We start from the raw sequence: 23,750 nt of genomic DNA, 5'->3' as shown, positions 1-23,750 counted from the left end.
TGAAATATTATCCTTAAATCATTTTACACAAACATTTTTCTTAAACTTTCTTTATAATCCGGCACATCTAAATTATAAATTATTTTTATTTTTTTCTTATCTAATAATGAAAATTCAGGACGCTTTGCCGGAGTTGGATAAGATGCTGATGGAATACCTCCAACATTACAACTATATCCTCCAAGTTCTTTTATGCTCAACGCAAACTCATACCAGCTTATTTCTCCTTCATTGGAATAATTATAGATTCCGGGTATCCAATTTGGAGACTTTATAATATCCAGCATTGCTTGTGCTAAATCAGCTGCATAAGTTGGAGAACCGATTTGATCATTCACTACATTAATTGATTCTTTTTCTTTCATCAATCGCTGCATTGTTTTAACAAAATTATTACCAAACTTACTATAAACCCATGAAGTTCTTATTATAATTGAATTCGGATTTTCATTCAAACAGGCTACTTCCCCAGCTCGTTTACTAGCTCCATAAATGTTTATAGGATTTGTTTGAGCTTCTTCACTTAAGGCAATCGAAGAAGAACCGTCAAATACATAATCAGTTGAAATATGTATCAATTTTACGTTATTTTTGAATGCATATTTTGCTATCAATTCTACTGCAGAATAATTTACAGTAAAGGCAATTTCTTTTTCTGATTCTGCTTTATCAACCGCAGTATAAGCTCCACAATTAAGAATTATTTCAGGTCGGATATCATTTAATTGCTTTTCTAAAACTTCTAAATCATCCAAAGTAATTTGTGTTCTATCTGCAAAAACCCATTCATAATTTGAATATTTTGTTGATAGAATCAAAAGTTCAGATCCTAATTGACCGTTTGCGCCTGTTACTAGTATTTTTTCCATTAAAACAAACTATTACAATTTTCTATAAAAGGAAGTATCTGATCTTTTTCAGAAACTATTGCATCTTCCAAATTCATACCCCAATCAATATTTAAAGAAGGATCATCAAATTTAATTCCACCCTCGGAAGCTTTATTATAAAACTGATCACATTTATACATTACGGAGGCCGTTTCGCTAATAACAGAAAATCCATGTGCAAAACCTTGTGGCACCAGCAATTGTTTTTTATTTTCTGCTGAAAGTAAAATGCTAAATGATTTTCCATAAGTTGGCGAATCTTTTCTTAGATCAACAGCAACGTCAATAATTTCTCCTTCTAAAACGCGAACCAGTTTAGTTTGTGCAAAAGGTGGATTTTGATAATGTAACCCTCTTAAAGTCCCTTTTTTAGAAAAAGATTGATTGTCCTGAACAAAATCAATATCTATTCTCAAATCTTCAAATTTTGTTTTGCTATATGATTCAAAAAAATAACCGCGGTCATCGTTATGAACGGATGGATTAATAATTACTAGGTCTTGGATCGGTGTTGTTTGTAGGATCATTTAATTTAAAAATTTTAGATTGACGTTATAAATATAAAATTCTGGCTGTATAGCTTTCTTATTATTTCATAAAATATTGAAAAAATAGTTTTGGTGTATGAGTATTAAAAAGGGTATAGACGAAAATCGGAAAAAACAAAATTGTCAATTGATTTACTTTCTTTAATTTTTGATCAGTAATAACACTATTGAAAGGAAATAAAAGAAAAGAAAATAGCACATAAGGTGAAAAGCGATGTGCAAGAATAGGATTGATATAAAAAGCTATAACATAAAATAATAATGGTGTAAGAAGTATAGGATGTAGCATTTTTCTTTTATAAATTACACCTCCCATACTACTCAATAAAATAATAAATAAAAAATAAATAATATGCATAATCTTAATCATCTTTATTTCTTGTGAATATGTCGCTATTTTAGATAAGATTGAATTAAAATATCCTATATTTAACAAAAACGGAGTCATTAGTAAAAAAAATGTAAATATAAAAAGGAATAAAAAAAACAATACAAAAAAATAGTATTTCCATTTATGGATGTAAGTTACCAACAACAAACATGAACTTATATGCATAAATGGTGTTATCAAGATCCAATTAAATTTTTTGTTCCTAGATGAATAATAAAAATACATAGCAAACAATATATATGAGGGACCATTTCGAAGAACAACATAAGCAAATAGGAAATAATGGCACACAAATAAGACCATTTTTTTCCACATTTCAACATCTTTTTTAATTAATAACCAAACAAAAAAACTGGTAGCAATCAAATAATTAAACCAATACATGCATTGAAAAACAGTTTCCTTTGCATCTATAAAATAACTAAATAGTGTATAAACTAAATACAGATAAGGTTCATTTAATAAATAAGAAAGAAAACCATAAGGCTTGTGAAAAATCTGAAAATTATAATACAGTAAATAATCATTATTTAAATTAGTTTGTAGCACCAATCTTAAAGCAAAAGAACTAGCAATAAAGCAGGATATAGAAAGTATTTTCCACTTTAGGTCTTCATAATCAAAACTGGCGAAATAATAAGATAAAAACGTAAATAACAAAGTAATTAGTAAAATTATCATCGGACACAAATAAGTATTATAACTAAAGTAATATGCACCAAAATTCGACTAGTCGTTAAAATTTGAATTTCCTTATGTCCTTCTCCATCATCTATTGCCCCCATAATCCTTGGATCAATAAAAAGTATAAGTAACATTGAACCAAACATATTGATTACCTGTGTCATCGAACTTAAAATTAATGCTTTTTGAGGATAGAAAAAACTAATAAAGTATAAGAAAGTAATACTGATTGAAAACAAAAAACCAGCAATATAATTAGTAACGAATAAAGTCCAATTCTTTGAAAAACCAAAAATTTTGCTCCTATACTGCTTTTTAATTTCTTCTAATTTAACAGGTTTTGACTTTCCAAAAAAACTATTCAATAATTCAATAACTTTTACAGAAAAAAAAGAAGTAAATCGATAAGAATAAAGCGGTAATAAAAATAAAATAACTAAAAAATGAGCAAGTATTGTAATAAGCCAAACTTCATTTTTATCTTTAATTGATTCTGTAACATACGCTATTATTGGGATAAAAATTAAAATAAACCCACGCGAACAATATTGAAAAATATTTATCAATGCTAAAAGATGCCTAATGTTTTTACTATCCTGTATGTAATATTTAAAATGATACACAGATACATCAATAAATATTGAAAAGGCATAGGCTATGGCCGCAATAGTAAACATATTTTAAGATTTAAAACCTGCAAGAATATATCTTTTCTTTTGATATCTATTTTTTTGAAGATTTAATTAAAATTGAGAACTAACATTTTTTAACAAACTATATTTTCCTTTTTTCTTTTAAATGCTGATCGCTATTTATTGACAATATGATTTCAAAAAAATCAATTATTAAAAAAAAGATCTAAAACCATTTTTATCCTTTCCTTGTCAAAATCGGTGAGATTTGACCCTGAAGGCAAACATAATCCATTTTCAAATAATTTTTCTGCTATTGTATTGCCATAATAAGGATATTTTTTAAAAATAGGTTGTAAATGCATCGGTTTCCATAGTGGTCGACTTTCAATATTTGCATCCTCAAAAGCAATTCGCAATCCTTCTCTTGTTTTTCCACCAGTTTTTTCAGGATTAATTGTAATCGCCGAAAGCCAATGATTAGAAAAATAACTATCGTTTGGTTCAGTTAAAACTTTTATTCCAATTATATTTTTAAAGTAGTTGTAATAAAAAGCATGCATTTCTCTTCGTCGCTGAACATGTTTGTCCAAAACTTCCATTTGTCCACGTCCTATTCCTGCGCAAATATTACTCATTCTATAGTTATATCCTACTTCACTGTGCTGATAATGTGGCATATTATCTCTTGCTTGGGTAGATAGAAAAACAGCTTTATCTTTTATTTCTTTATTTTGAGTAACGATAGCCCCTCCACCTGATGTAGTTATAATTTTATTGCCATTAAAAGATAAAACACCAATAACTCCAAAAGTACCACATTTTTGTTTTTCATAATGGCTCCCCAAAGCTTCTGCACTATCTTCCAAAACTGGAATTCCATATTTAGCAGCAACAGCATTAATTTCATCTACTCTATAAGGCATTCCATAAAGATGTACGGCAATAATTGCTTTTGGTTTTTTACCTTTAATAATTCTATCTAATATAGCTTTTTCTAAAGCTAAAGGACATAAATTCCAAGTTTGCTCTTCACTATCAACAAATATGGGTATTGCTCCTTGATACAAAATAGGATTCGCCGAAGCTGAAAAGGTCATACTCTGGCAAATTACTTCATCACCTGTTTGTACACCTAAAAGAATTAATCCCAAATGAATGGCTGCAGTGCCTGAACTCAATGCCCCAACAAAAGATCCATGATCCAGATAATTTTCTAAAGCTGCTTCAAAACCGTTTACATTAGGTCCTAATGGGGCTATCCAATTTGTATCAAAAGCTTCTTGTACATATTTTTGTTCTGCTCCTCCCATATGTGGAGAAGAAAGCCATATCTTTGAATTATTCATTTACTTAAAATATTTTTTTTGCGGGATTGCCAAAATAAGTTCCTTCATTTTTTATTGATTTTAGGACTACTGCACCTGCACCAATTCTTGTATTATCAGGAATTTTGACCTCAGGAAGAATAACTGCATTTGAACCAATAAAAACATTTTTACCTATCTGGGCACCTCCTCCAATATCAACATTTGCCATAATACTTGAAAAATCTCCAATTGAAACATCATGACCAATTTGTGAACCATTATTAATAAAAACCAAATTTCCAATTTTTGAATCACAAGATATAATAGCATAAGGGAACAATACTAATCCAATACCAAATTTTGTTCGTTCACCAACAAAGCAAGATTCATGTATGTAAGAAAATATTGAAACATTGTGTTGTCTTAAATCATCAAACAACTTCTCTTTAATTTTTACATCTGAAATTCCACAAATCACCGATTGATTTTGCTTTATTTTCTTTAAATCTATCTTTCCTATAACCTCTTGATCTCTATTAAATCCCTTTAAGGCATCTAAATTTTCATCCATGAAGCCTACTATATTACTTTTTTTATTAGCAATCGAAATATTATGCCAACTAGCTATTTCTCTTGCTAACCCTCCTGCTCCTAAAATAATAAGTTCTAAATTATTGTATTGAGTATCCTCCATCAATTTTTATATTTTGTCCGGTTATCCATTTGCTAAAATCTGACAATAAAAATGTTATTATTGGCACCACATCTTCTACTTCACCTATCCCTAAAGGATGCATTTCTTTAATCTTTTGAATGTTTTCATCTTCAATTTGTGAAAATAATTTTTGAGTCATTGGAGTATTCACAACACCCGGAGATATTGCATTTACTCTAAATTTTCTTTTAGCAAGCTCTAAAGCAGATGACCTCACAACTCCTAAAATGGCTGATTTTGTAGCACAATATCCAATTTTACCTGGTTGCCCTAATTCTCCCATCACAGAAGATAAAAAAACTACACTAGCTCCTTCATTTGAATATTTTTTTTTAGAAAAATATCTTAATAATTCAATTCCTGAAAATACATTAATATCAAATATTTTTTTTACATTTTCTGGATTATACATCGTCAATGGAAAGGTTTCCTCTATACCTGCACAATGAACAAAACCATCAAATTTCTCTCCTGCCAACATTTCATCAAATATTTTCGAATAGTTATTAAAATCGTTTAAATCTAAGGATATAAATTTCAATTCATTCCTAGACTTATCTAGAAGATTTTTAATTTTACTTTCATCCCTGCCAACAGCAATTACGTTGCATTTCTGATGTATCAAAAAATCACAAAGAGATAACCCAATTCCAGAGGTAGCTCCTGTAACTAACACCTTTTTATTTTGTATCATTTCAAATATTTTTTATATTTTTCTTGAAAAAAAAGTACTCTTTCTTCTTCTTGGCTCAATTCTCCGTCATAAGAAGAAAATTTTACTCCTTTTTGTACTTCTTGACAAATAGTTTTATCTTCGTCAAAGACTTTACGATTAAAGTCAACTAAACTTTCTTCATAAACTTTTTCTAAAATAGAACCATTATTACTTTCTTTCTTAGTCATAAATACAAAACTCTTAAATAATGTTTTATCTTCTGTTAAAGGTATAATCTGTGATAAATTGAAAGAAATACCATAAGTTGATGAAATTAAAATATTAGGAAACACAATTAAATGTTTATACCCATTAATTTTATAATTCCTTTCTTGAAATGGTTTATGAACTTTAGCTTGTTTTCCCTCATTTTCTTTTATTAATACATCTGCGTTCCACATTGAATGATCACTTGAGAAAGAAAAATCCAATCCATCAGCTCCTAATTTTTTAAATGTCTCTGAATGAATCAACGCAACATGATAACTTTCCAAAGTATTCTCTACAACAATTTTCCAATTGCAAGCAATTTCTATTTCATTTAAATCTATAAGTTTTCCAAAATTATTAGACATTGTTTCTATTTCACCATAGAAATCACCTAAGTAATCTTGTAGAGTAATTTCGTCTTCTTTAATTTTTAAAAACACTAAAGACCCACAAATCTCAACAGAATACTCTTGAAGTTTAAGACATTCCAATTCTTCTTTCGTAAAATTAAAAAAAGGTTTTTTGGGAATACCAAATGGAATTCCTTTATCATTGTAAGCCCATCCGTGATAAGGACACATTAAAGGTCTATTTCCTTTTTTGCTTGTTTGAATAATTGAATGTCTATGAGAACACACATTTTTAAAAGCTCTGATTTTACCTTTTAAATTTTGTATTATAACTGACACTCCAGAAATCTCAGAAACAATAAAATCATTAATCTCAGTAAAATCATTTATAAAACCAATAAAATTCCAACACTGAGAAAAAAGTTTTACCTTTTCATCCTCAAAAATCTCTTTTTCAAAATATTCATTTGGCTTTATTAAAGCTTTCATAGGCAATTATATTTCTATTATATTAAAAATTTCAGTATTAGATAAATCAATAATCAAATTACCCCAGTTTAATCCAGAACCATATCCGCTCAGTAAAATATTTTTAGAATCTTTTAAAATTTCCTTATTAGAACATATTAAAAGAGGGATTGAAACTCCGCTGGTATTTCCAAAATCTCTAATATTTATTAACATTTTCTCTTGATCAACCTGTAATTGAGAAGCAATTTGTTTAATTATAAACTGATTTGATTGATGCAAAAGAAAATAGTTAACATCTTCTTTTTTAACTTTTGCATTGTTTAATAATTCTGTGATACTATTTGAAATTTCTCTTAGTGTAAAATCAAAAACCTTAGGTCCGTTCATCGATAAGTGAAGATTATTCTTTTTATTTCCGAGTTCATCACTAACAATTTCAAGACTTTTATTTGTAATTCCATTTCGATATCCTCCATCTGGTATTTTTATTGCATCAGCATTCCGTCCGTCAGAAAAGAAATTAAAATATGCTTTATTTTGTTTCGCTTCGTCAGAATTTATTAAAACAGCAGCAGCACCATCACCGAATAACATTGCAGTACTTCTATCATCAATTGAAAGTATCTTTGATAACGTTTCTGCAACAATAAAAAGAATTTTTCCTTTTTTAAGAGAAGTTGCAATTGAAAAAGCAGTACTTAATCCTTGAATAAATCCTGCGCAGCCAGCATTAATATCTAAGCATAAAATTTCTTTTTTTAATTCAAGTCGATGCTGCAGAATATTAGAAGTAAATGGAATCTTATAGTCTGGAGTTTGACTTAAAAAAATCAAACACTCAACATCTTCTCTATTTACCTCGTACTTATTAATTAAATCTAAAGCTGCCGCATATCCAAGATCAGATGCTGTGACATTTTCCTCTGCCCAACGTCTTTCTAAAATGCCCACCGTTTTTTCAAAAACTCTATACTCTTTTGGTGACAATAATTCACCAAAAGAATTGTTTAAAATTTTTCTTTTCGGAACACAAGCACTAATTGCCTCGATTTCTACACCAAGAAATTCCTGAAACATATTAATTGAATTTATCTAATCCTATTCTTTCGATTAATGATTCAATTGTAGTCATATCTTTTAAATCATCTGCATTTAAAGTAACTCCAAATTCATTTGACACATAACCAATTAAAACCATAGCTGCCATAGAATCCCATTCATCCAAATCTTTAAGGTTTGTTGTACTTTCCAGAATAGTTTCAATTTCTAATTCTTCTGCTATTCCTGAAATAAAATCATTTTTTTTCATAATCTTATAATTTACTTTTTATTTTTATTAGTCCTCCCGACCAGGAAAGCCCTACTCCGAATCCAACAATAATTATTATAGATTCAGTCTTAATTAATTTACTATAATTTTTTAATGCAATAGGTATTGTACAAGACACTGTATTACCTCCATCCTCCAAATCTATAAAAAAATTATCGCTTGAAATTTTTAATCTTTTACGCATAAAATTTAACATATATGCATTTGCCTGATGAAAAACAAACTGATCTACATTGTCAATACTCATATTGTTTATTTCAACGATTTCTTTTGTGAAATTAGGCACAACTTCACTAGTGAAATTAAACACATCAGGCCCATTCATATATAAATGATTATCAGAATAAATATTATCTGTACCATAAATAATTTCTGGAGATTCTGGATCATATGAAAATCTGCTGCATCCATTTTTAACAATTAATTTATCATATCCAGAACCATCAGTACCAAATAAAAATTTCCCAATCCCTTCTTCTTCTGAATACGTTATTAAAGTAGCAGTAGCTGCATCTCCAAAAATCGATCGATTAGATCTATCTTTTGGGTGAAGATATTTAGAATAGGTTTCAGCGGTCACTAATAACACATTCTTTACTTGTCCTGAGCTAATTAAGCCTTTTGCAAGGCTAACACCATAGCTATAACCTGAGCAACCAAGATTAAAATCTAAGGCTCCGATATTTTTTTTTATCCCTAACTTATTTTGTAAAATACAAGCCGTAGTAGGCAAAAAATATTCCGGACTCTGTGTGCAATATAAAATATAATCTATTTCTTGTCTATCGTGATTTTGAAAAAGCCTCTCACATGCTTTCAAAGCTAAATCAAATGCTGTTTCATTTTCCCCTACCCAATATCTATTTTTTATCCCTACTTTTTCTTCAAATTTTAAAAAATCATAATCTGGAAACACTTTCCCCAAATCCTCGTTACTTACTTTGTTTTCAGGATAAACGTATTCTATTGCTTTTATTAGACATCCCATATTAACTTCCTTTAAATGCCTCTGTTGTCACTTGTCCTTTTGAGTTTATTCCTTCTCTTATCAACACTTTTTTTATTGTTAAAAGTACTATTTTTAAATCTAAAATCAATGAAATATGATCTACATACCAAACATCTAATTCAAATTTTTTATCCCAAGATATTCCATTTCGTCCATTTACTTGTGCCCAACCGGTTATCCCTGGTTTTACTTCATGTCTTCTATTTTGAAAATCCGAATATAATGCTAAATATTGTGGCAACAAAGGTCTTGGACCAATTAAACTCATATCAGCCTTGATGACATTCAACAATTGTGGCATCTCATCCAAAGAAGTTTTTCGAACAAAACTACCAATTTTTGTTAATCTTTCCGCATCAGATAATAGATTTCCATTTAAGTCCTTTCTGTCATTCATTGTCTTAAACTTGACAATTTTAAATAACTTTCCTTTTTTGCCTGGTCTGGTTTGAAAAAAAAACGGTTTTCCTTGATTTGCAAAAAAAAGCCCAATCGTTACAAATAAAAATAATGGACTTAACAATATTAGGGCAATCAAAGAAATCAAAAAATCAATTCCACTTTTAAATATATTACTATACATAAATTATTTATTAATTCTAATTGGCAATAAACTAGTAATAAAAAATTGAATAAATTTTTTATTACTACGAATTAAAGAAAAATTATATCTCAACAAAATATATAGCCTTGTAAAGTAATTTCTGTAATAAAGTTCATAAATCTTTTTTTCTGGAGAGCCGACATCTGTAAGCTTAACAAACTCTCTTATTTGTTTAAAATACCATCCTTTTTTAATCAATTTAAGTCTTTCGCTGATAGCAAATAAGGATTTCTGATTCAGTTGACCATGTACGTTGTTACTATGAATACGATATTTTATATAAATATTCTTATCTATTGAAACTTTACATTTAGATATTCTTGCATAAAAATAAACAAACCAATCATGAGAAAAGTATTGCCAATCAAAATAATCTGTTGCTCCTATTATCTTTTTTAATTTTAAACAAAACTCGCTTGTAAAAACATAAGTACAACCAGCACTGCCACCTTCAAATAAGTAGTCATAATTTGTTTGTGAGTAACTTTTTTTTATTATAGATGTTTTATCAGTTCTTTCATTCCACAAAAGTAAGTTTGAACAATATAGACTTGAATTTTCTTGCAATAATACATTTACTGCTGCATTTAATTTATTTGGCAACCATAAATCATCTTGGTCAGAAAAAGAAACATAATTATATTCTTTTATTGTATTTTCAGACAAAGTACTAATTGCATTAAAGAAATTACTAGCAGCACTACCATGACCAACTATATTTTGAATTAATTCAATTCTGTCATCCTCAACAAATGTCTTTACAACTTCAACAGTATTATCAGAACTCACATCGTCATATACTTTAATATGTACATTTACATCTTTCTGCTCTAATATTGAACTCAATTGCTCACTAATATATTTCCCACCATTATAGGCTGCAAGAATAACAAGTACCTCCTTCATTATAATAGATTATATTTAGTTTTAAAATATCTTTTTAAAAGTTCATTTACCATATTAATTCTAAATTTTACTTTTGCTAAAAAATTGAAATTATTTACATTAGTTACATTATTATCATGCCTTCTATAGTAATGTAGCTTTTCATCAATAAAATAAATTTCATCAAATAAAACACCACAAAGCCCTATCCACCAATCATGCATCGCTATATTTTTAGGAAAGGGCAATATATGCGTTTTAAGTTCTTTTTTAAAAGCCATAGTACAACCTATAAAATTATTTGAAATTATATTTTGTAATATATTGTTTTTAAACCCCTTTTTGTAAAACTCTTTATCTTGAATGATTCCGTTTTTATCTATAATTTTTAAATCACTAATAACTAAAGAAACCATAGGAATTTCATTAAATATCTTTAAATATTTACTTACCTTATCCTCATGCCAAATATCATCTTGATCCGATAAAAAAATATAATCTCCTTTTGCTATTGATATTAAAAATTCGAAATTTCTTATTGGACTTTTAAAGACATTATGATAAATTGTCACCCTACTATCATTGTAATTTTGTATAATTTCAACAGTCCTATCTTTTGATCCGTCATCAGACACAATAACTTCATCATTTTTACCTATTTGTTCAAGAATAGAATTTATTTGTTCTTTAATATATTTTTCTCCATTATATGTCGCTACACAAACTGAAATCATAATAATATTATTTTTTTTGTAATTCTAACAATTTAGAAAAGACTACTATGGTAATTAATAAAAGACAAAGTCCCATTGGATTATTTATAAAAGGATTAGTTAATGATTGAAAATAAACAAAAAATACACCCAAAAGAAATGGAAGTGCTAATTTTTTAAAAATTACGTTTTTAATATTTACATATAGTAAACAAACATAAAATAACATTGCTATCCAAAAAAAAAGCCCCAGCAATCCTTGCTTATGAAAAATTTCGAGAAAGGAGTTTTCCATATGAATTGGGCGATCGGGAACCCCATTTCCAAAACCGTGTCCTATAAAAATACTAATTGGATTAATTCTATCATAAACCTGTTCAATCTGTATATATCTAACTTTATCAGAGTCTGCTCTGTCTCCCACGGTTTGAAGATAAAAAGTACCAATTAATGTAGAAATAACTAATAATAATATTCCTGAAATTATTTTAATTAAAATCTTCTTATTGATAAAATATATATAGTAACAAGTAATTAAAAAAGTAAACAATATAAACCCACGCGTCAAAGTAAGAACAATACTAGTAAATAAAAAAACCAGAAGTAATAATTTATATTTATAATCAGATGTTAAAAAAAAGAAAAAGCCTATGCAGAGATATAAAAAACCTTTATAAAAAAACAAAAAATCTCCTCTAAATAATATTTCACCAATTTCGCTTTGCTTATTATAAAATGATACAAAATCAATCAACCCGAAGTATAAAAATATTATAAAACCAACATAAACGATTGCTAAAATAACCGATCCAATTTTAATTATATTACTAACTAATACAATATCTTTTTCGTCTTTTATTATCAGAGAAAAAAACAAGATAATATAAAAAAAAGATAGGGGTTTAATATCTTCGAAAATACCATTAATTAGGGCATTATTTAATAATCCTATAACTACTCCCGTCAAAGTTATTATAGAAAAAATAATTGTCAGCAATATTATATTTCTCTTTATTTTCTTTCTGAACACGTACAGAATTAGCGAGATTACGATAATAACCAAAAACAAAACCATTCTAACAGTCAAAAACCCAAATTCTAAGAATCTTCCTCCTCCGCCAACAATCAATTCAAAAAAACTTAAAACAAAAATAATTTTAATAAATGATAATTTGCTGTTTTTTATTTTATTCACATAGATTATATTTAAAAATACTTAGTTAGTTCAGACTAAAGAGACTTTTAATACTCTCAAAAAAATACTTTTTATTTTTAAATCTGATCTGTTTGAAAGCCCTCCTGATCAGACGTAAAATAAAAATTGTATAAGCGATTACGCCATCTTGCTTCACAAATAATTTTTCAGCAATTAACATGTTTCTATACCTTACAACCGAAACTTCTTTTTGATAATTTCCAGCAACTGATAAATTTTGAAAAATTATACTATTTAAAACTAAAACCTTTTTCTTTAATTTATAAATTTCTCTAAAATACCAATGATCTAACATATCTAAGGGAAATAATTCACTAAATCCACCAATTTTTTTAATAAAAGCCACACTGATTATTGTGCCAGAATTAATGGCTGTTATAGGATCATTAGATAATCCAGAATCAATTATTATAGGTCTGCATAAGCCCCCCAAATACATTTTTGCAGGTGAAATAATATTATCATATAAAGAAAATACTTTAGGAATTATTGCAACAGTATCAGCATGAAGTTTTAATGAATCCAGTGTTAATATCTCCGAAAAATAATCTTTGGTAAAAACAGTATCCTGATCAAGTAATAAAACCCACCTTTTATTCTCAAAAACAGCTTCTTTAATTGCAAAGTTGTATGCTGCGCTAAGTCCAGGATTAGATCCATCATGAAAATATTTCACTCTAAACTTATTAAAAATAAAATAATCACTAAAATATTGTCTATCAGGACTATTGTCAAAAACAAGAATATTAATTGGAGAATTCAAAAACTCACCAAGAGTTCGTAAAGTTTCAGAATTTGATAAGTTTTTTTTGTATAGTACAATTACCAAAAATAAATCATGATACAACATTATATTTTATACTTAATTATATAAACTTATTTATATTAAAAATTCACAAGTACTTAACACAAAAAACATAAAATTTTCTAAATAAACTACTTTTATTTTTAAGTAAAATGAAGTTTTTATATATTTTATTATTTTCATTTGACATTTCTAATCCATAAATATTAAAAAAAGACTCTGCTTGTAAAATATTTTCTAATAAGTATTCTCTTTTATCGTCTGAAAAAACTTTAAAAAAAAATTGAAATCTTTCATCAAAACTCATTTTAGATTTTAACGTTACGCTACTTTGATGGATTCTATAATTTATAAGTTTATCATTTATGATTTTAAAATCCCCTTTACTGTAAGCTATTAAAGCTATCCAATAGTCATGCATAATAATATCAGTAGGCATTTTAAAAATTTCTTCTTTCATCCTTCCATTCATCATAATGGTGCAACCAGTTACAACATTACCAATTAACAATTGGTTTAAGTTAACTTTTGATGGTTTATAACCTTGAACTTCCCAAAATGAGAATCCTGTACAGTCACCACGATCATCAATCATTTTTAAATCACTAAACACAATACATGGCTTAACATCATTTAGACACGAGAGCTCTTCGTGACATCGCTGCAATTTATTAAGTTCCCAAATATCATCTTGATCACAGAGAGAAATAAAATCATAATTGCATTTTAAAATTGCATTTTTAAAAGTGTTTATTGGACCAAGATTAGTTTCATTAATATGCAAATCAATATTACTATACCTTCTTTGAAACTCTTTAATAATTTCAACTGTATTATCATTAGAACAGTCATCAACTATAATAATTTCGCGTGGAACGATAGTTTGATTTAAAATTGAAATCAATTGTTTTTTTAAATACTTAGAACCATTGTAGGTAGCAAGTGCAACCGAAATATCAATATTCATAAACTTATTTTTAAAACCATAATAAAGAAAAAATTGAAATCAAAAAATAAATGATTAATATAACCTGTAATAAATGATTAAAAAAAATTATCTAAAAATTCTTAACTTACTTTTCATTTCGTCTACAATTCCAAGAATAGTTATTTCTTTGAAAAAATATAATGAAAGAAAAAAACTAAAACCACCAATAACACTAGAAACTATCAAATTTAAAATCGATATAAAATTAAAAAAACTAATTACAAATATTACTGCTCCCATAATTACGCTTGAAGCAATAAAGTAAACTAAACTTTTATTTAATAATTTTAAATAACTTAATTCTTTATAATATAAAAACACCATCACAATAACACCCACTAGCTCAGATAATACTGCAACCACAGCCGCTCCATTATATCCAAATTTTGGAATTAAGTAAAAGTTAAAGATAATACTCAATGACGCGCTTAAGATTACAGCTGTGGTATATATATATTCTTTTCCTTGGGGATACAAAACTAAATACCCTAAAAAATACGCGAAACTAACAATAATAATAATTGGTGATAAAATTTGCATTGTCAAAACAGACGGCAAAAATTCTTGACCACCTATGACTAAAGTAAAATCCTTCGCAAGCATTAAAAACAATACAACAAAAGGAAAAGAAAGAATTAAAAAATAATTCAATACTTTTTTGATATATATAAAATATTGTTGCTTATCATTCTTAACTAAAAAAGACAATCTTGGCAGAAGAACTGTGCCTAAAGTAGTTATGGGCACTATGACAAATCTAATCAATTTATTTGCCATTGCATAATAACCAACAGATTTACTGCCATTCAAAGCACCTAACATTAAATTATCAAGCTGCACATAAATACTTATCGAAATACTTGCTATAAAAATTGTAAAAATCGGTTTCAAATGTTGTTTAAAATCTAAGCTTTCAAAAGTAATATCTTTAAAGCTGATATATTTTTTTAGATTTATAAGATTAAATAAATTTCCTCCAACAGAAGACAAAACCATTATTACACTATAATATAAATAATCATCTTTTGAAGTAACAAAAACAAATAATAAAATTAAAGCTAAAATTCTTACAAAAAAATACCTAGCTGTAATATACAACTGGTCTTCAATACCTTGGTAAAACCACTCAACTCCTAAATTTGTAAGAAAAATCATTGAGCTCGTAAGAACAATAAGGTTTTTTAATGATTCTAAAGAAGGTATTTTAAGCACAACAAAAAACATAATAAGATAAGATACAATTGTAGTTACAGTTAAAATACTTAGTAACTCTATAACTAATTTTGATCTAGCTTCAACATTGTTTCTTTTATTAGCTGTTTCTCGTATACCATACATCGGAATACCTAACCCAGAAAATAAAATAAAATAGGTAATTATAGAATTAACGTATTCAACTTTGCCTAGACCATCAACTCCAATTGTTCTATTTACGTAAGGCATTGTAAAAAAGCCTATAAGTATCCCAAAGACAACTCTAGACGCATTTAAAAAAAAATTAAATCTCACACTTTTCTGCTGCTTCACCACTAAAATTTTTAAAAAAATACATAAAACATGTAAATTAAATAATATTTTTAAATATTTTCTTAAATATTAAAATAACAATAGAAACAAATGCAAAAAATAAACCACCGATAAAAATACCTTTAATTTTTCCAAGTCTTTCTCTTTCTAAAGGCAAAATAGGTTTATCTATAATCTGAATAAGAGGAGTTTCTTTCCTTAAATTAACTTTTGCTAATTCCGACTGCTTAACTAATTCAGTAAAAATCGCAGTATTTGCTTGAACATCAATTTGACTTCGCGCTGCTGGTGCACGTCGTATATTTAATGCAGGGTTCAAATTAAAAGTATTATCATTAGCCACAGCTACTCTACCTATTGAACTATTTAATTGTCCTCTAATTGAATCAACTTGTTTTTCCAAAATATTCATATTCATTCTCGCCTTTCTACTTTTTACATCTACATAAAAATTAGAAACTTGTTTCGCTAATGATTCACAAAAAAATTTCGCAAACAATTCGTTTGTAGAAGAGACATCAATATTTATTATAGATATCTTTTTATCTTTCTGTGCTACAGATAATCCTTCAGATAATTTTTGATACATTACCCCCATTATACTATCTTGAATACGAGTAAACTTTTCTCTATTTGAATTTGGCAAAAACTTCAATGATGCTAATTTTGAATTATCATTCCAAGACTTTCTCCATTTATTGTTTTGAATATACATTTCTGCTAAAGAAATAACCTTTCCATCCACATTAATGGGAGATAATAAGGTTTTTTCAACCATTGATCTAGATTTAAACAATTCAGCCAAATTAGAACCAGAAAACATTCCACCACCACTTCCTCCTAAATCTAAACCAAATGAACTTGCTAAACCTAAAGCACTTCCTAAACCTCCTCCACTTTTTTCATCTTCCATAGCAAATGATAACGTTGCAGTATAAATTGGTTTTTTAATAAACGAATAAGTCAATCCCAAAGCTGCCCCAATTATACCTGTAATCAAAATGATTTTCCATTGCGAAAGTAAATAACTCCACCACTCTCTTCCTTTTTGCAATAATTCTTTCAATGAAATTTCATCACTTTTAATTGGTAAATTATTTTCCATAAGAATCTAAATTTTTACTTAAATGCTGTTACAATTAATAATGCTAAACTAGTCAAAACACTACCAATACTTACCCACTCTCCAGTACTCATTTTTTTGGTTTCTGGTTTTTCAGGTACTACAATTTGAGAATCAGGTGTAACTTTAGGATATGATCTAAAAAATAAAAATGAACCAGTTACTGAGGCCTTACCATTAGGGTAAATAATATATGCTTTTTTCTTCCAACCTTTATTATCAACTCCTCCAACTGCATTTATATAATATTTAAAACCCTTACCACTTCTGTATGGAATTTCAGAATTAAGCAATACATTTCCTGTAACTTTAACTCCTTCATTAAATGTCGATACTTCTATTTCATCATCAGGAAATAAAGTTACATTAGAATAATGTTCTTTGTCTTTTACTATTTTTTTCCAATCTAATGGAATAGTAGCATATTTTATTTCATCTTTTAATTTTTTAGCAAGATCTTCTTTTAATGTATCATTTTTAGACAAATTCAAATCAATGCTTTCTAATTGATCTATTTGTTCTTGTTTGATTGGTCTTTTAATCCTCATTCCCTCTAAATTAGCAACAGATGTTAATCCTCCTGCACGCATAACAACATTATAAACTGACTCCTTTTTATTAGCTAATACATATTTTCCCGGATAAGCAATGGCGCCACTAATTTTGACCATTTGTGGCTTTTCGTAAACAGCCATCCTCCTAATATTAATAACATCAAAAGGTTTTAACACAAAGTTTTTAACTTGTTCATTATTATCTGCAGTTATTTCCAATTCTACTAATTCGATACGCTTTGGATTTGCATCATCAATTTCATCAGATTTTATCATTCGTGCAATTTCTACTCTTTTAGAAGCGGAGCCTGTTAAACCTCCTACCTGGACGACTAAATCATTTAATGTTAAGTTATCATAAAATGGATATTCACCAGGATTTTTCACTTCGCCATCGATAGTAACTTTGTATTCTTCTCTAAAATCTAAAATTGAATATACTGTTACTTCATCTTCTCTTTTTAACTCGATATCAGCATCTAAATTTCCTGATAAAGCACTTGATAAATCAACATTTACTATTTCTGTAGTTAAATCAGATTTTAAACGAATAATTCTTGCTCTTTTAGTATAGGCATCTTCTTTAAGCCCCTCAGCTCTGGCAATAAGATCAGAAACTCTCATTCCTTCATTATAAGAATAATAATCTGGTCTAAAAACCGCTCCTTCTATTTTAATCCGGTTTTCAAATCGGTTTAAAATTTTAGTTACTTTAAAAACATCACCTGATTGTGGTTCATAGGAAGTAAAATCACTTTCATTAATGTCATGAACTTTAAACTCTTTTCCTGTTTTTTGCAAAACATTTACTGAGGCAGTATAGGCAAATTCATTAAATCCAGAAGCAAAATTTAGTAAATCTGTAAATTTTTCTCCTTTTTTCATCTCAAAAACACCAGGTCTCTTTACCTCCCCTTCAACAGTAACTCTCTGGGTATAAACTGGAATTCGAATTACATCGTTTTCTTTTAAACTAACATTGTCCGACTGATCACCTTTAACTAAAAAACGATAAATGTCTATGTTTTTATAAATCTTATTATTTCTAATTAATTCAATATTTCTGTAACTACCATTTTTACCAGGTCCCCCGGCTAAATGTAATGCGTTGTAAACAGTTGCCAAAGATGAAATAGAATAATTTCCAGGTTGTTTTCCTCCAACAATAGTAATCTTAATGGTTCTAATTCGGCTTAAACTTACACTTACCTGCGATTGACCAGACCTTACAGTACTATAGACCTTTGCAATTGCTGCTTTAATTTTTTGAGTTGCAGCCTCAATTGATATTCCTGAAACTGAAATTTGCCCTACATACTGAATGGATATTTTTCCTTCAACACTTACAGGAATACTCGCATTATATTCCTGCACTCCATAAACACTTACCTGAAGTTCATCACCGGGCCCTAAAATATAATTCATCGGAGTGGCAAGATTTGAATCAGGTTCAAAATTCAATGTCGGATTATCAAACAATTCAGAACCAAATATTAAAGCATTTACAGAGTCTTTAACTTTATTATTTACGATTTTTTCCTGAGTCCTTCCTGAATCTTTTTTATTCACATTAGTACTTTCAATATTTTTTTTAATTGAAGTATTCACTGATCCTTCATTTACTCTTGTTTTTAATTTTGCAAATTCTGTAGCACTCATTCCTTTTGATAAAACCATAGGTTCTGCCTGCTCAATAGTCATGTTATTATTTTGTAGTTGTGTTTTTATTTTAACAATATCACTATCTGATAAATAATCCACTTTTACAGTACTCAAATCACTTGATTTCATTAAATCCTGAGCATTTACTTGAAAAGAAAATAAAAAAGTAAAGAACAATAGAATAACAACCGTTATATTTTTCATATTTAATGATGTTTTGATTTTGATAAAAAATTCAAATCAGAATAAAACTTATTTTTAAGAATATTGTTTTTTATAATAATCTTTATAAGAACCAGAAGTTACATTTTTCAACCATACTTCATTCTTCAAATACCAATTAATGGTTTTTTCCAAACCTTCTTCAAAAGTTACAGATGGTTTCCAGCCCAGTTCTTTATTAATTTTAGAAGCATCAATTGCGTAACGCAAATCATGTCCAGGCCTATCTTTCACGTAAGTGATTAATTCCTGGGATTTACCTTTTTCCCTTCCTAGTTTTTCATCCATAATCTGGCATAATAATTTAACCAAATCAATATTTTTCCATTCATTAAAACCACCAATATTATAAGTTTCATGGTTTTTTCCTTTATGAAAAACCAAGTCAATGGCAATGGCATGATCTTCAACAAATAACCAATCACGAGTGTAATTACCATCTCCATAAACAGGCAATGGTTTATTATTAATAATATTATTGATGAAAAGTGGAATTAATTTTTCAGGAAAATGATAAGAACCGTAGTTATTAGAGCAGTTTGTTAAAACATACGGTAGTCCATACGTTTCGCCATAAGCCCGTACAAAATGATCTGAACTTGCTTTTGAGGCAGAATAAGGAGAATTTGGGTCATAAGGAGTGGTTTCTGTAAAAAGCCCTTTCGCTCCTAAAGAGCCATAAACCTCATCTGTACTGATATGATAGAATCTTTTACCTTCAAAATTATCTTTCCATTGTTTTTTAGCAGCATTAAGTAAATTCATTGTACCAATAACATTTGTTTTCACAAAAGCCAATGGATCTTCGATTGATCTATCAACATGAGATTCTGCAGCTAAATGTAATATACCATCAAAATTATGAATCGAAAAAAGTTCATTTATAAAAATCTCATCAACTATATCTCCTTTAATGAAATTATAATTAGAGTGATTTTCAATATCTTTAATATTTTCTAAATTTCCAGCATATGTCAAAGCGTCAAGGTTGTAAATTTGATATTCTGGATATTTATTTACAAAACGTCTCACTACATGTGACCCTATAAAACCAGCGCCACCAGTTATAAGAATTTTTTTCATTTTTTAAATTTAATTAATTTAATAATTCTGAATTTTGTCTTTCTAATTCACAATATATATCTTTTACATCTTGTGAACTTTCTTTTTGCAAAATCAAATTAGCTGTATCTGTATAAACAAAGATCGTATTTTTTAACCCCAAGAAAGTAGTGTATTTATCACAGCCTATAACCATATTACCATTCTTATCGATTGGATGTCCTTTAGAAACTAAATAATCATAAACTGATTCAAACGATCCTAAATCAGACCAGGAAAATGATGCAGGAACAACTTTAATTTTCTTACTGCGTTCCATAACTGCATAATCAATACTAATCGATGGAATTTCTAAAGATGATTCTAAATCCAGAAAACCTTCTTTACTTGATTCCCAAACTATTTTGGACTTTTCATAAACCTCAGGCTGAAACTGTTTTAATTCATCCAGAAGCACACTCGCTTTAAAACAAAACATTCCGCTATTCCATAAAAAATTACCTTTTGCAATAAAATCTTTAGCAGTTGTTTCATTTGGTTTTTCCCTAAATGAAATCACTTTATCTCCTTTTGATTCTATATAACCATAACCTGTTTCCGGCTTGGTTGGAATAATTCCGAAAGTTACAATAAAGCCTTCCTGAGCTTTTACAATTGCCTGATTTATAGCATCATTATAATCTCCCATTTTATCAATAATATGATCCGATGGTGTTATTATCAATATATCGTCAGGATTAGAGGCAAATGCAGCAAATGCAATTGCAGCAGCAGTATTTCTAGGAGTAGACTCAACGATATTGATATATGAGGTTTTAGATTTCTCCATCACCTTACCACTTAAATGATGGTTGTCAACATTACCAACTACCATTACATTATTGGCTAAATGACTGTTACGATTTACAGTCATTTCAAACAAAGATTTACCTTCAAATATTTCTAAATATTGTTTAGGCTGACTTTTACGAGAAAGTGGCCATAATCTACTACCTACACCTCCAGTTAAAATAACATGAGTAATTGAATTATTTATTTCCATTTTTTTCAAAATAAAAAAAAGGACTTAAAAAACTATAATCTATTATTGGCTATAGCTCCTAAAACTCCTTTTACATCATAAATTAAACTATTTGTTTTTTGAATACTTGGAAAATCTAACTTTAAAAATTCAGAATGTGCTACCCCTAAAACTATAGCATCAAATTTTTCTTTTGGAAGAATGTTTATTGTTTTTAATCCGTATTCTTTTTTAACCTCTTCGATATTTGCTATTGGATCATATATTGTAACAGAAATACCATATTCTTTTAATGCCCTGACAGCATCCACAATTTTAGTATTGCGAACATCTGGACAGTTTTCTTTAAAAGTTATTCCAAGCATCAAAAGTTCAGCATGATTTACTGAAATCCCTTTTTTTATCATTAATTTGACTACTTGTGACGCTATATATTCGCCCATACTATCATTTAAACGACGGCCAGCCAAAATTATTTCAGGATGATAACCAAATTCTTGTGCACGTTGTGCTAAATAATAAGGATCTACACCTATACAATGTCCCCCTACCAACCCTGGTTTAAATGGAAGAAAATTCCATTTTGTCGCGGCAGCAGCTAATACTTCCTGAGTATCAATATTCATTAAATTGAATATTTTAGCAAGTTCATTCACAAAAGCAATATTAATATCCCGTTGTGAATTTTCGATAACCTTGGCTGCTTCGGCAACTTTTATTGTAGGTGCCAAATAAGTTCCGGCAGTAATAACAGATTTATAAAGTTCATCTACTTTTAATCCTATATCAGGAGTTGATCCTGAGGTAATTTTCAGAATTTTCTCTACTGTGTGTTCTTTATCCCCTGGATTAATTCTTTCAGGTGAGTATCCTGCAAAAAAATCCACATTAAATATTAACCCTGATATTTTTTCTAAAACAGGGACACATTGTTCTTCTGTAACTCCAGGATAAACAGTTGATTCATAAATTACAATATCACCTTTTTTTAATATCTTACCTACTGCTTCACTCGCTTTATATAAAGGAGTTAAATCAGGACGATTATTTTTATCAACCGGAGTTGGTACAGTTATAACAAAATAATTACATGTTGCAATATCTTTAATGTCTGAAGTGCAATACAAACCTTTTGTTTCTAGAGGCCCATCGACTAATACTTTTTGTAAAATTTCGTCTTCAACTTCTAATGTCGTATCTGTACCCAATTTTAAACTGGTAACTCTTGATTCATTAATATCAAAACCTATCACAGGATATTTTGTAGCAAATAAACGAGCCAAAGGCAAACCTACATAACCTAAACCAATAACGGCTATATTTACGTTATTATTCATATTTTTCCTTAATTTCGTCTATTATAAAGTACGGCTTCGCCATTCAAAGTCACATATTTGGCATGAATAATTCGAGAATTCAATTTTTCGGCAAATATAGCACAATAAGTCAATTTAATCAACCTTCAAAACTTATAAATCAAAAAAAACAGCTTCTAAATCATGCAAGAAAATTCAAACACTTATAGCTCAGCAAACAATGATTTTTTTTTATAAAAACAAAAACAAAAAATCACTAAAACTAGTCACCTTTTGTTTTGTAAATTAAGCAAACTTTTAATTCATTGTTATAAAATCATGTGCTCTCTTTTTTATATTTTATCTTCAAAACACATCCTAAAGATTCCAAAACTAATATGTAATGTGTATTTGTAACTTCCTGGACAATCGCATCCTGACTGCTAAATACGCCTGCTTCTAATTTTATCTTATCCCCTTTCTTGTATGGAATTACTGAAACATCCGAGATATTTGTATTTGAAAGACTATTTTTTATTATTGCAATTTCATCATCCCGAACAACTGCAGGTTTGCCCAACCAAAACAAATACCTAACTACTCCGGCTATTTGAAATACAGAATTTCTTTGCGCATCTGGCAATTGAACAAAAACATAAGAATTAAAAAGAGGGACTTCAACTTTTTTCTTTCTGTCAGACCATTGTTTTATCTGAGTAATTAAAGGACAATAGCATTCAATTCCTATTTCATTTAACTTTTCAGCTACCTTTCTTTCCCATTTAGGTTTTGTATAAACAACATACCAATTCATGTGA

The 23,750-nt window shown here is 28.5% G+C and carries 23 protein-coding genes; all 23 read right to left on the bottom strand.

All coding sequences use genetic code 11. From position 1 onward, the window contains the following. Nucleotides 1-23: 23 nt before the first annotated feature. The 23 genes from rfbD to PMI10_RS01450 all read right to left on the bottom strand — a co-directional run bounded on the left by rfbD (nt 24) and on the right by PMI10_RS01450 (nt 23,746). Nucleotides 24-869: a dTDP-4-dehydrorhamnose reductase gene (rfbD, locus tag PMI10_RS01565; RefSeq protein WP_007803759.1), complete on the bottom strand. Its 846-nt coding sequence runs from the start codon at nt 867-869 to the stop codon at nt 24-26. After that, complete coding sequence (gene rfbC / locus PMI10_RS01560; protein WP_007803757.1) at nt 869-1,417, bottom strand: dTDP-4-dehydrorhamnose 3,5-epimerase; 549 nt, start codon at nt 1,415-1,417, stop codon at nt 869-871. Before rfbC ends, rfbD begins: the two co-directional genes overlap by 1 nt. A 1,089-nt stretch (nt 1,418-2,506) precedes the next feature. Continuing rightward, nucleotides 2,507-3,190, bottom strand: a complete 684-nt coding sequence (locus PMI10_RS01550; protein WP_007803753.1) for a DUF2837 family protein — start codon at nt 3,188-3,190, stop codon at nt 2,507-2,509. A 161-nt stretch (nt 3,191-3,351) separates the two neighbouring features. Further along, complete coding sequence (locus tag PMI10_RS01545; protein WP_007803750.1) at nt 3,352-4,494, bottom strand: DegT/DnrJ/EryC1/StrS family aminotransferase; 1,143 nt, start codon at nt 4,492-4,494, stop codon at nt 3,352-3,354. A 4-nt stretch (nt 4,495-4,498) separates the two neighbouring features. Further along, the gene (locus PMI10_RS01540; protein WP_007803748.1) at nt 4,499-5,149 is read right to left on the bottom strand and encodes an acetyltransferase; all 651 of its coding nucleotides are present in this window, start codon (nt 5,147-5,149) and stop codon (nt 4,499-4,501) included. Then, on the bottom strand, nt 5,127-5,864 hold the full coding sequence (locus PMI10_RS01535; protein ID WP_007803746.1) for an SDR family NAD(P)-dependent oxidoreductase: 738 nt from the start codon (nt 5,862-5,864) through the stop codon (nt 5,127-5,129). The genes PMI10_RS01540 and PMI10_RS01535 overlap by 23 nt, the downstream gene beginning before the upstream one ends. Continuing rightward, complete coding sequence (locus PMI10_RS01530; protein WP_007803743.1) at nt 5,861-6,934, bottom strand: aromatic ring-hydroxylating oxygenase subunit alpha; 1,074 nt, start codon at nt 6,932-6,934, stop codon at nt 5,861-5,863. Before PMI10_RS01530 ends, PMI10_RS01535 begins: the two co-directional genes overlap by 4 nt. Nucleotides 6,935-6,940: 6 nt before the next feature. Continuing rightward, nucleotides 6,941-7,993, bottom strand: coding sequence for a 3-oxoacyl-ACP synthase III family protein (locus PMI10_RS01525; RefSeq protein WP_007803741.1), 1,053 nt, complete (start codon nt 7,991-7,993; stop codon nt 6,941-6,943). Nucleotide 7,994: 1 nt separating this feature from the next. Continuing rightward, entirely contained in the window at nt 7,995-8,225 is a 231-nt protein-coding gene (locus tag PMI10_RS01520; protein WP_007803740.1) for an acyl carrier protein, read from the bottom strand. A 4-nt stretch (nt 8,226-8,229) separates the two neighbouring features. Then, nucleotides 8,230-9,234, bottom strand: coding sequence for a ketoacyl-ACP synthase III (locus tag PMI10_RS01515; RefSeq protein ID WP_007803738.1), 1,005 nt, complete (start codon nt 9,232-9,234; stop codon nt 8,230-8,232). 1 nt (nt 9,235) lies between these two features. Continuing rightward, nucleotides 9,236-9,838: a sugar transferase gene (locus tag PMI10_RS01510; RefSeq protein ID WP_007803736.1), complete on the bottom strand. Its 603-nt coding sequence runs from the start codon at nt 9,836-9,838 to the stop codon at nt 9,236-9,238. 3 nt (nt 9,839-9,841) lie between these two features. Beyond that, a complete protein-coding gene (locus tag PMI10_RS01505) occupies nt 9,842-10,765 on the bottom strand; it encodes a glycosyltransferase (protein WP_007803734.1) in 924 nt (307 codons plus the stop codon). Further along, on the bottom strand, nt 10,765-11,478 hold the full coding sequence (locus tag PMI10_RS01500; protein ID WP_007803732.1) for a glycosyltransferase family 2 protein: 714 nt from the start codon (nt 11,476-11,478) through the stop codon (nt 10,765-10,767). Before PMI10_RS01500 ends, PMI10_RS01505 begins: the two co-directional genes overlap by 1 nt. A 7-nt stretch (nt 11,479-11,485) precedes the next feature. Then, nucleotides 11,486-12,652, bottom strand: a complete 1,167-nt coding sequence (locus PMI10_RS01495; protein ID WP_007803730.1) for an O-antigen ligase family protein — start codon at nt 12,650-12,652, stop codon at nt 11,486-11,488. Between the two features lie 25 nt (nt 12,653-12,677). Further along, complete coding sequence (locus tag PMI10_RS01490) at nt 12,678-13,523, bottom strand: glycosyltransferase (RefSeq protein WP_007803728.1); 846 nt, start codon at nt 13,521-13,523, stop codon at nt 12,678-12,680. 43 nt (nt 13,524-13,566) lie between these two features. Continuing rightward, nucleotides 13,567-14,445, bottom strand: coding sequence for a glycosyltransferase family 2 protein (locus tag PMI10_RS01485; RefSeq protein ID WP_007803726.1), 879 nt, complete (start codon nt 14,443-14,445; stop codon nt 13,567-13,569). Between the two features lie 87 nt (nt 14,446-14,532). After that, a complete protein-coding gene (locus tag PMI10_RS01480) occupies nt 14,533-15,993 on the bottom strand; it encodes a flippase (RefSeq protein ID WP_157489678.1) in 1,461 nt (486 codons plus the stop codon). A gap of 37 nt (nt 15,994-16,030) precedes the next feature. Next, nucleotides 16,031-17,098, bottom strand: coding sequence for a Wzz/FepE/Etk N-terminal domain-containing protein (locus tag PMI10_RS01475; RefSeq protein ID WP_007803721.1), 1,068 nt, complete (start codon nt 17,096-17,098; stop codon nt 16,031-16,033). Nucleotides 17,099-17,112: 14 nt separating this feature from the next. Then, complete coding sequence (locus PMI10_RS01470) at nt 17,113-19,536, bottom strand: SLBB domain-containing protein (protein ID WP_007803719.1); 2,424 nt, start codon at nt 19,534-19,536, stop codon at nt 17,113-17,115. A gap of 54 nt (nt 19,537-19,590) precedes the next feature. Beyond that, a complete protein-coding gene (rfbB, locus tag PMI10_RS01465; RefSeq protein WP_007803717.1) occupies nt 19,591-20,637 on the bottom strand; it encodes a dTDP-glucose 4,6-dehydratase in 1,047 nt (348 codons plus the stop codon). Between the two features lie 13 nt (nt 20,638-20,650). Continuing rightward, complete coding sequence (locus PMI10_RS01460; RefSeq protein ID WP_007803715.1) at nt 20,651-21,658, bottom strand: mannose-1-phosphate guanylyltransferase; 1,008 nt, start codon at nt 21,656-21,658, stop codon at nt 20,651-20,653. Between the two features lie 32 nt (nt 21,659-21,690). Next, nucleotides 21,691-22,974 carry a nucleotide sugar dehydrogenase gene (locus tag PMI10_RS01455; protein ID WP_007803713.1) on the bottom strand — a complete coding sequence of 428 codons (1,284 nt, stop codon included), beginning with the start codon at nt 22,972-22,974 and terminating at the stop codon, nt 21,691-21,693. A gap of 295 nt (nt 22,975-23,269) precedes the next feature. After that, the gene (locus PMI10_RS01450) at nt 23,270-23,746 is read right to left on the bottom strand and encodes a UpxY family transcription antiterminator (protein ID WP_007803711.1); all 477 of its coding nucleotides are present in this window, start codon (nt 23,744-23,746) and stop codon (nt 23,270-23,272) included. Nucleotides 23,747-23,750: the final 4 nt, after the last annotated feature.

The organism is Flavobacterium sp. CF136, assembly GCF_000282055.1.
In the GTDB taxonomy this organism is placed as follows: domain Bacteria; phylum Bacteroidota; class Bacteroidia; order Flavobacteriales; family Flavobacteriaceae; genus Flavobacterium.
This window is presented reverse-complemented; position numbering and strand designations above follow the sequence as displayed.

Excerpts from the sequence above, each read along its gene's own strand:
- PMI10_RS01450 (WP_007803711.1), bottom strand. The coding sequence starts at position 23,746 with ATGAATTGGTATGTTGTTTATACAAAACCTAAATGGGAAAGAAAGGTA.
- PMI10_RS01530 (WP_007803743.1), bottom strand. The coding sequence starts at position 6,934 with ATGAAAGCTTTAATAAAGCCAAATGAATATTTTGAAAAAGAGATTTTT.
- PMI10_RS01475 (WP_007803721.1), bottom strand. The coding sequence starts at position 17,098 with ATGGAAAATAATTTACCAATTAAAAGTGATGAAATTTCATTGAAAGAA.
- PMI10_RS01520 (WP_007803740.1), bottom strand. The coding sequence starts at position 8,225 with ATGAAAAAAAATGATTTTATTTCAGGAATAGCAGAAGAATTAGAAATT.
- PMI10_RS01500 (WP_007803732.1), bottom strand. The coding sequence starts at position 11,478 with ATGATTTCAGTTTGTGTAGCGACATATAATGGAGAAAAATATATTAAA.
- PMI10_RS01525 (WP_007803741.1), bottom strand. The coding sequence starts at position 7,993 with ATGTTTCAGGAATTTCTTGGTGTAGAAATCGAGGCAATTAGTGCTTGT.
- PMI10_RS01470 (WP_007803719.1), bottom strand. The coding sequence starts at position 19,536 with ATGAAAAATATAACGGTTGTTATTCTATTGTTCTTTACTTTTTTATTT.
- PMI10_RS01485 (WP_007803726.1), bottom strand. The coding sequence starts at position 14,445 with ATGAATATTGATATTTCGGTTGCACTTGCTACCTACAATGGTTCTAAG.
- PMI10_RS01490 (WP_007803728.1), bottom strand. The coding sequence starts at position 13,523 with ATGTTGTATCATGATTTATTTTTGGTAATTGTACTATACAAAAAAAAC.
- PMI10_RS01505 (WP_007803734.1), bottom strand. The coding sequence starts at position 10,765 with ATGAAGGAGGTACTTGTTATTCTTGCAGCCTATAATGGTGGGAAATAT.
- PMI10_RS01535 (WP_007803746.1), bottom strand. The coding sequence starts at position 5,864 with ATGATACAAAATAAAAAGGTGTTAGTTACAGGAGCTACCTCTGGAATT.
- PMI10_RS01540 (WP_007803748.1), bottom strand. The coding sequence starts at position 5,149 with ATGGAGGATACTCAATACAATAATTTAGAACTTATTATTTTAGGAGCA.
- rfbC (WP_007803757.1), bottom strand. The coding sequence starts at position 1,417 with ATGATCCTACAAACAACACCGATCCAAGACCTAGTAATTATTAATCCA.
- PMI10_RS01510 (WP_007803736.1), bottom strand. The coding sequence starts at position 9,838 with ATGTATAGTAATATATTTAAAAGTGGAATTGATTTTTTGATTTCTTTG.
- rfbB (WP_007803717.1), bottom strand. The coding sequence starts at position 20,637 with ATGAAAAAAATTCTTATAACTGGTGGCGCTGGTTTTATAGGGTCACAT.
- PMI10_RS01515 (WP_007803738.1), bottom strand. The coding sequence starts at position 9,234 with ATGGGATGTCTAATAAAAGCAATAGAATACGTTTATCCTGAAAACAAA.
- rfbD (WP_007803759.1), bottom strand. The coding sequence starts at position 869 with ATGGAAAAAATACTAGTAACAGGCGCAAACGGTCAATTAGGATCTGAA.
- PMI10_RS01545 (WP_007803750.1), bottom strand. The coding sequence starts at position 4,494 with ATGAATAATTCAAAGATATGGCTTTCTTCTCCACATATGGGAGGAGCA.
- PMI10_RS01550 (WP_007803753.1), bottom strand. The coding sequence starts at position 3,190 with ATGTTTACTATTGCGGCCATAGCCTATGCCTTTTCAATATTTATTGAT.
- PMI10_RS01455 (WP_007803713.1), bottom strand. The coding sequence starts at position 22,974 with ATGAATAATAACGTAAATATAGCCGTTATTGGTTTAGGTTATGTAGGT.
- PMI10_RS01460 (WP_007803715.1), bottom strand. The coding sequence starts at position 21,658 with ATGGAAATAAATAATTCAATTACTCATGTTATTTTAACTGGAGGTGTA.